The following is a 9949-nucleotide window of genomic DNA, read 5'->3' as shown; positions in this document are numbered from 1 at the left end:
GCGCCCCGCCCACCCGAACCGGAAGGACCGTCCATGACGACCAGCGGCACCGGCTCCATCGCGCCGAGCGAGCGCGTCACCGACTACACCACCCGCTTCCGGACCTTCCTCGACACCGAGGTCGCACCGCTGGAGGAGGACCTGGCCCGCCGCGGCGTGGGTACCGCCTGGCAGCCCCACCTCGACGAGGCCGGCCGGATGCACCGGGACGTATGGGAGGCGCGCCGGGAGGTGCAGCGCCGGTCGGCGGCCGCCGGGCTGTACAACCCGCACATCCGCGCCGATCTCGGTGGCGGCGGTTTCAGCCGGGTGGAGATGCAGCACGTCGAGGAGTTCGTCTACCGCAACGCCGGACTCGGGCTCGGGCTCGCGGCGCTGGCCTGGACCGAGGGCGCGAACCCCGCCATCGAGCACGTGAGCGACGCCGCCCGGGAGCGCTATCTCGACCCGCTGATGGCCGGTGAGGTCACCGCCGCGTTCGCCAACACCGAACCCGCGGTGGGCACCGACGTGCTGGCCATGAGCACCCACGCCCGCCGCGACGGCAGCGACTGGATCATCAACGGGCACAAGGCCTGGATCACCAACGCGCACTTCGCCGACTTCGTGCAGATCGTGGCCGTGACCGAGCCCGGTGCGGGCACCCGGTCGCTGTCGATGTTCCTCGTCGACGCGGACGCGCCCGGGTTCGTGCGCGGCCGCGACATCCCCACGATGCTGGCCGACGGGCTCACCGGCGAGCTCGAGCTGACCGACGTCCGGGTGCCCGCGGAGAACGTCGTCGGCGAGATCGGCGACGGCTTCGCGCTGGCCATGTCCTGGATCAACTGGCGGCGGCTGTGCCGCGGCGGCATGTGCGCCGGATGGGGTTCCTGGCTGCTCGACCGCGCGATCTCCCGGGCGCGCTCACGGACCTCGGGCGGGCGGCCGATCGCCGACCTGCAGGCCGTGCAGCACCTGCTCGCCGACATGGACGCCGACGTGTACGCGGCCCGGTCCGCATCGCTGGTGGCACAGGCGGAGCTCGACGAGCTCGGCCCGTTCGGCATCCCCCTGCACCGCGACGCGCCGCGCCTGATCAGCCTGGTCAAGGTGATCAACGACGAGGCCTTCTACCGGGTCACCGACAACGCGGTCCAGGTCCACGGCGCCGCCGGCCTGCTGCTGGGCTCCCCGGAGGAGAAGCTGTTCCGGGTCGCGCGCAACCTCAAGATCCCCGCCGGCACCGTGGAGATCCAGCGCAACGCCGTGGCCCGAGGGCTGCTCCGGGAGACTGCGGCGTCGCGATGACCGGGGTGGCCGGCGCGCCCCGGCTGACGCAGTACTCGTCGGGCGGGGGTTGCGCGTGCAAGCTGCCACAGTCGCTGCTGTCCGACGTGCTCGCGACCGTACGGAGCACCGGAGCGCTCGGTGGCCAGGACGTGGACCCCGCGCTGCAGGTCGGGCTCGACCCGGCCGACGACGCCGCGGTCTACGCGATCGACGGATCCCGCGCGTGGGTGGTCACCTGTGACTTCCTCACCCCGGTCGTCGACGACGCCCGAGCCTGGGGGCGGATCGCCGCGACCAATGCGCTGTCCGACGTGTACGCGATGGGCGGCCGGCCGCTGCTCGCGCTGAACCTGCTCGGCTGGCCGGCGGACCTGTCCGGTGAGCTCCTCGCCGACGTGCTCCGCGGCGGAGCGGAGGCGGTGGCCGCGGCCGGGGCACTGCTCGTCGGCGGGCACAGCATCTCCGATCCGGTGCCGAAGTACGGGCTGGTGGCGATCGGTGAGGTCGATCCGCGCGCGGTGCTGCGCAAGGGCGGCGGCGTCGCCGGGGAGGCGCTGGTGCTGACCAAGCCGCTGGGGGTCGGCATCGTGAGCACGGCGGTGAAGCGCGGGCAGGCGCCCGCGGCCTCGGTCGACGCCGCCGTCGCGTCGATGACCCGGCTCAACGCCGACGCCGCCGCGGTCGCGCGGAGGGACGGACTGCGCGGCGGGACCGACGTCACCGGCTACGGCCTGCTCGGGCACCTGCACGAGATGGCCCTGGCCGCGGGGGTGGCCGCCCGGGTCGACACCCGCTCGGTGCCCCGGCTGCCGGGGGTCGCCGACCTGCTGGCGGCCGGCTGCGCGCCCGACGGATCGGTCCGCACCCTCGACGCCGCACTGGCCGCCGGGTGGTTCGACCCGGGTGGGCTGGACCGGGCCGAGCAGGTACTGCTCGCCGACGCGCAGACCTCCGGCGGGCTGCTGCTCGCCGTGTCCCCCGAGCGGTCCGCGGCCCTTGTCACGGAGCTGCGGGCGCGCGGGGACGTCGCGGCGGCCGTGGTCGGCGAGCTCACCGACGGTGAGCCCGGCACGATCTGCGCGCGGCCGTGACCGCCCTCGGCTGCGTCACCGGGCGATTCCAGCCGGTCCACGAGCAGCACCTGGAGCTGTTCGGGATCGCGCTGCGGCAGTGCGATCACCTCATCGTCGCGGTCACGAACCCCGACTCCGGTGCCCGGCACGAGGAGTCGACGTCGGCGCACCGGCACACCACGTCGGCCAACCCCTTCACCTACTACGAGCGGGCCCGGCTGCTCGGCACCGCGGTCGCGGCGGCCGGATGGGCCCCGCGGGTGACCGTCGTGCCGTTCGACCTCACCCGGCCGCAGCTGTGGCCCGAGTACGTCCCGCTCCGGGCCCGGCATTTCGTGCGGGTCTACAGCGACTGGGAACGGCAGAAGGCCGGCTGGTTCGCCGACGCCGGCTACCCCGTCACCGTGCTCGACGGGGACCCGGCGGCCAAGTTGTCCGCGACCGACATCCGCCGGCTGCTGGCCACCGGCGGTGCCTGGCAGGACGCGGTGCCTGCGGCGACCGGACCGGTGCTGGACGAACTGCTGACCGAGACCCCGATGGAGAGCCGCACGTGAGACCACCCGGCTACGGCGAGACCCAGCCCCGCCTCGACGACGACCGGCTGCCGGTCGTCCTGGTCGTCCTCGACGGCCTCGGTGACCGGCCGGTGCCCGAGCTGGGCGGACGCACACCGGCGGAGGCCGCCCGCACACCCGTGCTCGACGCGCTGACCGTGCGCGGTGCGTCCGGCTGGCACCTGCCGTTCGGCTGGGGCCGGGCACCGGCCTCCGAGCTCGCGCACTGGGCCATGTTCGGGTTCGCCGACGTGCCCTTCCCCGGCCGCGCGGTGCTCGAGGCGATCGGCGCCGGCATCGACGTCGAACCCGGCGTCGCGGTCACGCACGCAGCACTGCGTACCTCCCGTTGCGACGGCGACCGCGTGTGGATCACCGGCCGGGTGGGGCCCGCCGACGGCGCGGACGCGACCGCGTTGCTCGCCGAACTCGAGCCCGTCCTCGGTCGGCACGGCGCCACACTGCGCCCCCTCGGCGGCCGTGGCGAGGCCCTGCTCGCGCTTCCCGGGCATCCGGCCGCCGGGATCACCGACTCGGATCCGTTCTTCGAGGACTTCCACCCGTGGCTGCGGGTGCTGCCGGCCGAGCCCGCCGCCGGCCCGACCGCCGAGGCGCTCACCATGCTGCTGCTCGACGTTCGCGCCGCTCTGGTGGCGAGCCCGGTCAACACGGCCCGGGCGGCGCGCGGCGTGCCTCCGCTCGACGTCCTGACCACCAAGTGGTCCGGGGTCCGCCGCCCGATCCCGAGCTTCGTCGAGCAGACCGGGGTGGCGGGCGCGGCGGTGACCAGCACCCGGCTCTACCGGGGGCTGGCCGGGATCCTGGGCATGACCGGGCGGCACCTGGCACCGGTGGCCGACGTCGGCGCCGATCTCGCCGCCCGGCTCGACATCGCCGGTGAGCTCATCGACGACGGCGCCCGCTTCGTGCACGTGCACACCAAGGCGACCGACGAGGCCGGGCACACCAAGCAGCCACGGGCCAAGCTCGAGGTGCTGGAGGCCGCCGACGCCGGTCTCGGCACGCTCGCCGCTCTCGCCGAGCGGGCGATCGTCGCGGTCACCGGGGACCATGCGACACCGTCGGTGGACGGGGTCCTGCACACCGGCGACCCCACTCCCCTGCTCGTCGCCGGGCCGACCGTCCGCCCCGACGAGGTCAGCGCGTTCGGTGAGACGCACGCCCGGGCGGGCTGGTACGGCGCCGTCCGCGCCGCGGAACTGCTGCCGCTGCTGTTCGGGCACGCGAACCGGCCCGTCTTCCTCGGGCACCGGTCCACCGCGCGGATGACCCTGGCGCTACCCGACCATCCCGAGCCGATGCCACCCGTGCCGGAACGATGACGACGCCTGACGCTGCCCGACGCCGCGCCGTCAGCGGAGCACGCTGCCGCTGATCGCCAGTGCCGTGCGGGGCTCATCGGCGCTGATCAGGGGGCGTTCCCCGCCGACCAGCAGGTCGGACGGCGTCACGCCGAGGGCAGCGGCGAGCCGGAACAGCATGTCCAGGTTGGGCTCGCGGTCATTCCGCTCTATCTCCCGGATGGTGTCCACCGGGCTGCCGACCCGCTCGGCGAGCTCCTGCTCGGTCATCGCCGATGACCTCCGGAGCTCACCTACCCGGTCACCGCTGAACGGGATGATCTCAGTCATGTGCAGGGGTAACCATTCTGCTCCCGCCTAATCGCAGAACGAGCCGCCGGTCAGCGGGCGCCGCCCGAGCCGCCACGCACCGCCGCCACCACGGCGATCACGAGCAGGGCCACCACGAGAACGAGGAGGAGCACGGGCGCCAACAGCACCGCGACGATCAGGACGAGGACCAGGACGAGCTTGGCCTCCGGGCTCATCGCCGCGACCGCGCTCGTGACGGCCCCCCAGAGCGGGTTCTTGCCCTGGAGGGCCGCCCGCACCCCGCCGAGGACAGCGTGTGTCTTCACCCCGCCCCCGGCGGCGATCTCGTCGAGCTTGGCGGCCACCCGGTCGACCTGCCGCAGCGCCACCCCCGCGGCCTTCTCGACGGCCTTGTCGACGGCCTTGTCGATCAGGGCGCCGACCAGCGTCCGCACACCGGCCTTCAGCTGCTCCGTCGGTGTGGGCTGGGGTAGGGCCGGGGACGACACGCGGTGGGTCGGGACCGCGACCGGCCGGGAACGGGCGCCTGAGCAGGCGGGGGGACGCCGCGCCGACCCCGGCGTCGTCCGCCCCGCCGGAATCCGTCCGGGACCACGCTCCTGGATCAGCCCACGCGGGCCGGCTTCAGCCACTGCGGCCGGTCCTGGTCGGCCGGCCACCGCGCCTCCCGGTCTCGTCGCCCCGCGCCTGCGCAGGCCGCCCGCTCCGGCGCGGCGTCGCTGCGACCGCACGCGGACCCGAACGGGGGCGCGGCGCCTCGGCGCGCTCCTGCTCGTCCGCCCCGGCCTCGTCGGTCTCGTCCGGGGGCTCCTTCTCCGTCTCCCTGTCGGGCTGCACCCCGGAGTCCGCCTCCGCGTCCGGCTCGCCCTTGGCCGGGCGGCGGACGAGGCGTTGCAGCGCCTCCAGCAGTTGCAGTGCCATCCGCTGGATCGACTGCAACAGCTGCAGGGCCCGGTACACGACCGTGCTGAAGGCGGCACCCATCTGGGCGGTCAGCCCAGGCCCCCCGCCCGCGGTCTTCTTCCGGTCCGCCGCATCTCGCCGACCGGGCCTGCCGGTCAGCGCCTCCCGCACGCCTGTCCCCCGGTTCTCGACGACGTCGTCGAGCCGGTCGGCGACGTCGTCGACCCGCGAGACGGCCCGATCGACCACCGCCCCGAGCACCCGTCTTCCCGCCTCGGCCATCGCCCGCCGGGCGGCCTCGCGCGCCACCTCCGACGTGGCACCGGAGGTCGCCCCCTCGGCTGCCCGCTTCGCGCCGCCGGCGGCGCGCGTCACGGGTTGGGTCACGGTTCTGGTCATCGGGTCACGTCCCTTCTCCCTCGACCGTCCACGTTGTCGGCTATTGCCCCCGGCATACCACCTGGTCGATGTCACTACGCGCTGCGTGGCACCCAGGCGCCACGGTTCGGCCGGCCGGTGGGCAGCCGTTCCGCGAGCGGGTCAGCCCGCTTGGGCCGGACGGCCGCCACTCCCCCGGGCAGCCCGGCGGTCGATCAGCCCGACAGCGCCAGCACTCCCTTGACGAGCAGGTACACCCCCACCGCGCCGAACAGCACGACGACGATCTCCCGCTTCCGCCGGCGCCCCCAGTCGCTGACCCGGCCGACCAGCTCGCGCGAGAGGGCGGGCCGGAACACCGACAGGAACAATGCGGCGATCGCCGTGCTGAACCAGATCGCGTTGTAGACGAGCACCTGCAGGACCGCATCCGCCACCCCGCCGGCGCTGCGGATGATCGCGTTGAGTGCCGCGAGGTAGAACACGCCCGGCAGGTGGGTGAGGACACCCGCGAGGGCCGCACCCGACGGCGAGAGATTCTGCAGCCGGCGCCGGAAGCGGGAGTCGCGCGGAACCCGATCCGGGTCCGGACGGGGCGACCATCCGGCCCAGGTGCCGGCCGCGTAACCGAGCGCCGCAGCACCCAGCACCATGTCGACGACGGTGCGGGAGGCTGCCACGGCAGGGGTCACGGCCCGCTGCTGCAGGACGGTGACCACGACGATACCGATCCCGAGGCTGAAGGCGAGGCCCGCGAGGAGGTAGGCCGCGAGCAGGCGCTGCGGGTGGCGGGTGGAGAGCATGGCGTAGAGCGCCGCGGTGCTCGTCGGACGAACGACGCTGGACAACGCCAGGACGAGCGCCTCGGGGCTCACGCCGCCGATCGTCGCGACCGGGGCCTGCGGCGACCTCACCCATTGCGGATGAACCCGGCGAGCAACACCGGCGCGTGGATCACGCGAGCTCGGGCCTGCTGCCGGGAACTCCGTGCGTCAGGGCACTCACGCCGAGTCGCGCACCCCTTCCGCCCCGCTCTCGCGGGCGCAATGAGCGCAACAGAAGAACCGGCCACTGACCTGAACGCCGTGGCCGATCACCTTGCAGTTGCAGTGTTCGCAGACGGGCGCCATCCGGTGGATCGCGCACTCGAAGCTGTCGAAGACGTGCACCGCGCCCTGCGCATGCACTTCGAAGGCCAGGTCGTAGTCGTTGCCGCACACCTCGCACTGCGCCATCGGATGTCCTCTCCACGGTTCGAGCCGGGCGACCGTGGCGTACCCGGCAACGCTCCGCGGTATCCCCACCCGTGGCCGCTCCGCGCACGCGAGGCCGGTCCACGGTCGGCGTCGCGGTGGGACACGGAGGCGGACGAACCGCGCGGCGCGGCAGCCGGAGCACGGGCCGAGGGGCCGAGGGGGCCAGTCCGGCGCGGCAGGTGGACGGCGCCGGGCCGCAATCTCGGGAAGCGACGGACGACGGACGACCGGAACGGGGACGATGACAGGGTGGGGCCGGGCGGGGCCCGGCACCGATCGGAACGCCGGACGAGAGGAGTCGGCCGATGCCCGACGAGGACTCGAGGTTCGTGATCGTCGGCGGCGGTCTGGCCGGCGCGAAGGCCGCGGAGACACTTCGGGCCGAAGGCTTCACCGGCGAGATCGTGCTGCTCGCCGAAGAGTTCGAGCGACCCTATGAGCGGCCCCCGCTGTCCAAGGGCTACCTGCTGGGCACCGACGAGCGGGACAAGGCCTTCGTGCACCCGCGCGAGTGGTACTCCGAGCAGCGCATCGACCTGCAGACCGCCACGCCGGCGACCGCGCTGCACCCCGCGGAACACCAGGTGGAACTCCCGGGCGGGCAGCGGCTCGACTACGACAAGCTGCTGCTCGTCACCGGTGCCCGCGCGCGGCGCCTCGACGTGCCGGGTGCCGGACTGCGCGGCGTGCACTACCTGCGGCGCATCGAGGAGGCCGACATGCTGCGCGAGGTGCTGGTCGACGGGGCCCGCGTCGTCGTCGTGGGCGGCGGCTGGATCGGCCTCGAGGTGGCCGCCGCGGCCCGGCAGCGAGGTGCGGCGGTCACCGTGGTGACCCCGCGCCCGCCGCTGGAATCGGTGCTCGGCCCCGAGGTGGCGGAGGTGTTCGCCGACCTGCACACCGAGCACGGCGTGCGGCTGCGTGTCGGGCACGGCGTCGAGACGATCTCGCCGGCGGACGGCCGGGTGGCCGGCGTCGTCCTGGACAACGGCGACGCCGTCGATGCCGAGGTCGTGGTGGTCGGCATCGGCGTCACCCCGGCGACCGAACTGGCCGAGGCGGCGGGGCTGGAGGTGGACGACGGCGTGCTGGTCAACGCCGCGCTACGAACCTCCGACCCCGACATCCATGCCGCCGGGGACGTCGCCAACGCCGCGCACCCGCTGCTCCACCAGCGGATCCGCATCGAGCACTGGGCCAACGCGCTCCACGGTGGCCCCGCCGCGGCACGGTCGATGCTCGGCCAGCAGGTCTCCTACGACCGGCTGCCGTACTTCTTCTCCGACCAGTACGACCTCGGCATGGAGTACACCGGCCACGCCCCGCCCGGCACCTACGACCACGTCGTCTTCCGCGGTGACGTGCCGGGCCGCGAGTTCCTGGCGTTCTGGATGGCCGACGGGCGCGTCCGGGCCGGGATGAACGTCAACATCTGGGACGTCACCGACGACATCCAGCGGCTGATCCGGTCCGGCCGGCCGATCGACGACATCCGGCTCGGTGATCCCCGGGTGCCGCTGGCCGACCTGTGACACGGGGGCCCGCGGGTGATCGGCCCGCGGGTGATCGGTCAGTTCTGCGGTACCCGGGTGAAGTCCGGCGGAACGATCAGGTCGTCACGGACGAGATCGTGGACCGAGGACCGCCCGAGCCCGAGCAGCGCCTCGTCGATCCCGCTGCGCAGGATCTGCAGGACGTTGCTGACACCGGCTTCCCCGTTGGCCGCCATCCCCCACAGGTAGGCGCGTCCGATCATGACCGCCCGGGCGCCCATGGCGAGGGCCTTCACGACGTCGCTCCCGCGCCGGATCCCCCCGTCGAGCAGGACCTCGATCTGGTCCCCGACCGCGTCGACGACAGCGGGCAGCGCCCGGATGGACGCCGGCGTGCCGTCGAGGTTGTTGCCCCCGTGGTTGGAGACCGAGATGGCGGTGGCCCCGATGTCGACCGCGCGCCGCGCGTCGTCGGGATGCATGATCCCCTTGACGGCGAACGGTCCGTCCCACTGCTCACGCAGCCACTTGACGTCGTCCCATGTCGGCAACGGTGTCTGCATCCACTCGCCGTAGGCACCGAAGAATGTCGGAGCCTGCTCCCCGGGCGCGGCGAGGTTCGGCGTCGTGAGGTCGGGGAGTCCGCCGTGGCGGGCGAAGTCGAGCAGCCACTTGGGCCGGACGATCCCCTCGGGGGCGAACTTGACCATCGCCTTCAGGTCCAGCCGCTCCGGGATCGGCGGGCTACCCCAGTCGCGCCGGGTGGCGAACGTCCAGTCCAGCGTGACGATGAGGGCCTGCGCTCCGGCCTTCCTGGCCCTCTCCGCGCGCTGCAGGATGCGGTCGCGGGTCCCGACCCAGTACATCTGGAAGAAGGTCTGCGGGTTGGCCGCAACGACGTCCTCGATCGGCTTGCTGGCGAACGAGCTCAGCCCGATGGCCGTGCCTGCCGACGCCGCGGCCCGTGCCACGGCGACCTCCCCGTCCGGGCTCACCGCCTGCACCCCGGTGGGCGAGATGATCACCGGGAACGAGATGTCCTGACCGAGCACCCTGGTCGCCTGCTCGCGGGACTGCGGGAGGTCGGCGATGTGCGGCCGGAAGCCGATCTCGCTGAACGCGTCGACATTGTCCTTCAGGGTGATTCCCTGCTCGGACCCCGCGACCAGCGCCATGTACACCGACTTCGGGAGACGCTTCTTCGCCCGCCGCTGTGCCTCGGCGACCGTCTCGAACCACTCTCTACTGCTGGCCATCCCACCCCTCCGCAGCCTCTACGTCTCGGCTTGCGCCGCAGCCTAACGGGCGGGTGGCGGCCGGGCGCCTTGCTGTCCGCCTACGACCGGAGTATCCGCCCGAGCGAGGGGGCCGGCCCCCCTACCC

Annotated in this window: 11 protein-coding genes; 5 read left to right on the top strand and 6 right to left on the bottom strand. The window is 73.6% G+C overall.

Translation table 11 applies throughout. The features are described from left to right. Window positions 1-33 precede the first annotated feature (33 nt). The 4 genes from HF519_RS27630 to HF519_RS27615 are packed head-to-tail and all read left to right on the top strand — an operon-like array spanning window position 34 to window position 4245. Window positions 34-1290, top strand: a complete 1257-nt coding sequence (locus HF519_RS27630) for an acyl-CoA dehydrogenase family protein (protein ID WP_169415925.1) — start codon at window positions 34-36, stop codon at window positions 1288-1290. Then, window positions 1287-2363: a selenide, water dikinase SelD gene (selD, locus tag HF519_RS27625; RefSeq protein WP_169415924.1), complete on the top strand. Its 1077-nt coding sequence runs from the start codon at window positions 1287-1289 to the stop codon at window positions 2361-2363. The genes HF519_RS27630 and selD overlap by 4 nt, the downstream gene beginning before the upstream one ends. Next, window positions 2360-2902 (top strand): adenylyltransferase/cytidyltransferase family protein, encoded by a 543-nt coding sequence (locus HF519_RS27620; protein WP_169415923.1) that lies wholly within the window; start codon window positions 2360-2362, stop codon window positions 2900-2902. The genes selD and HF519_RS27620 overlap by 4 nt, the downstream gene beginning before the upstream one ends. Next, complete coding sequence (locus HF519_RS27615) at window positions 2899-4245, top strand: BPG-independent phosphoglycerate mutase family protein (protein WP_169415922.1); 1347 nt, start codon at window positions 2899-2901, stop codon at window positions 4243-4245. Before HF519_RS27620 ends, HF519_RS27615 begins: the two co-directional genes overlap by 4 nt. A gap of 30 nt (window positions 4246-4275) precedes the next feature. On the opposite strand, the gene HF519_RS27610 is transcribed toward HF519_RS27615, so the two are convergent. The 5 genes from HF519_RS27610 to HF519_RS27590 form a co-directional block, all read right to left on the bottom strand. Further along, a complete protein-coding gene (locus HF519_RS27610; protein ID WP_281358665.1) occupies window positions 4276-4554 on the bottom strand; it encodes a helix-turn-helix domain-containing protein in 279 nt (92 codons plus the stop codon). Window positions 4555-4604: 50 nt separating this feature from the next. Then, on the bottom strand, window positions 4605-5024 hold the full coding sequence (locus HF519_RS27605; RefSeq protein ID WP_169415920.1) for a hypothetical protein: 420 nt from the start codon (window positions 5022-5024) through the stop codon (window positions 4605-4607). Window positions 5025-5160: 136 nt separating this feature from the next. Further along, a complete protein-coding gene (locus HF519_RS27600) occupies window positions 5161-5838 on the bottom strand; it encodes a hypothetical protein (RefSeq protein WP_169415919.1) in 678 nt (225 codons plus the stop codon). Between the two features lie 194 nt (window positions 5839-6032). Next, window positions 6033-6692, bottom strand: coding sequence for a GAP family protein (locus HF519_RS27595; protein WP_169415918.1), 660 nt, complete (start codon window positions 6690-6692; stop codon window positions 6033-6035). Window positions 6693-6818: 126 nt separating this feature from the next. Continuing rightward, on the bottom strand, window positions 6819-7052 hold the full coding sequence (locus HF519_RS27590; RefSeq protein WP_169415917.1) for a metallothionein: 234 nt from the start codon (window positions 7050-7052) through the stop codon (window positions 6819-6821). 326 nt (window positions 7053-7378) lie between these two features. Here HF519_RS27590 and HF519_RS27585 point away from each other — a divergent pair, with 326 nt between their 5' ends. After that, a complete protein-coding gene (locus HF519_RS27585) occupies window positions 7379-8605 on the top strand; it encodes an NAD(P)/FAD-dependent oxidoreductase (RefSeq protein ID WP_169415916.1) in 1227 nt (408 codons plus the stop codon). A 38-nt stretch (window positions 8606-8643) separates the two neighbouring features. Here the strand turns inward: HF519_RS27585 and mftD are convergent, their stop codons facing one another. Next, window positions 8644-9822, bottom strand: a complete 1179-nt coding sequence (gene mftD / locus HF519_RS27580) for a pre-mycofactocin synthase MftD (protein WP_169415915.1) — start codon at window positions 9820-9822, stop codon at window positions 8644-8646. Window positions 9823-9949 lie beyond the last annotated feature (127 nt).

The sequence above is a fragment of the Pseudonocardia bannensis genome (assembly GCF_012911875.1).
GTDB classification, from domain to species: Bacteria; Actinomycetota; Actinomycetes; order Mycobacteriales; family Pseudonocardiaceae; genus Pseudonocardia; species Pseudonocardia bannensis.
This window is presented reverse-complemented; position numbering and strand designations above follow the sequence as displayed.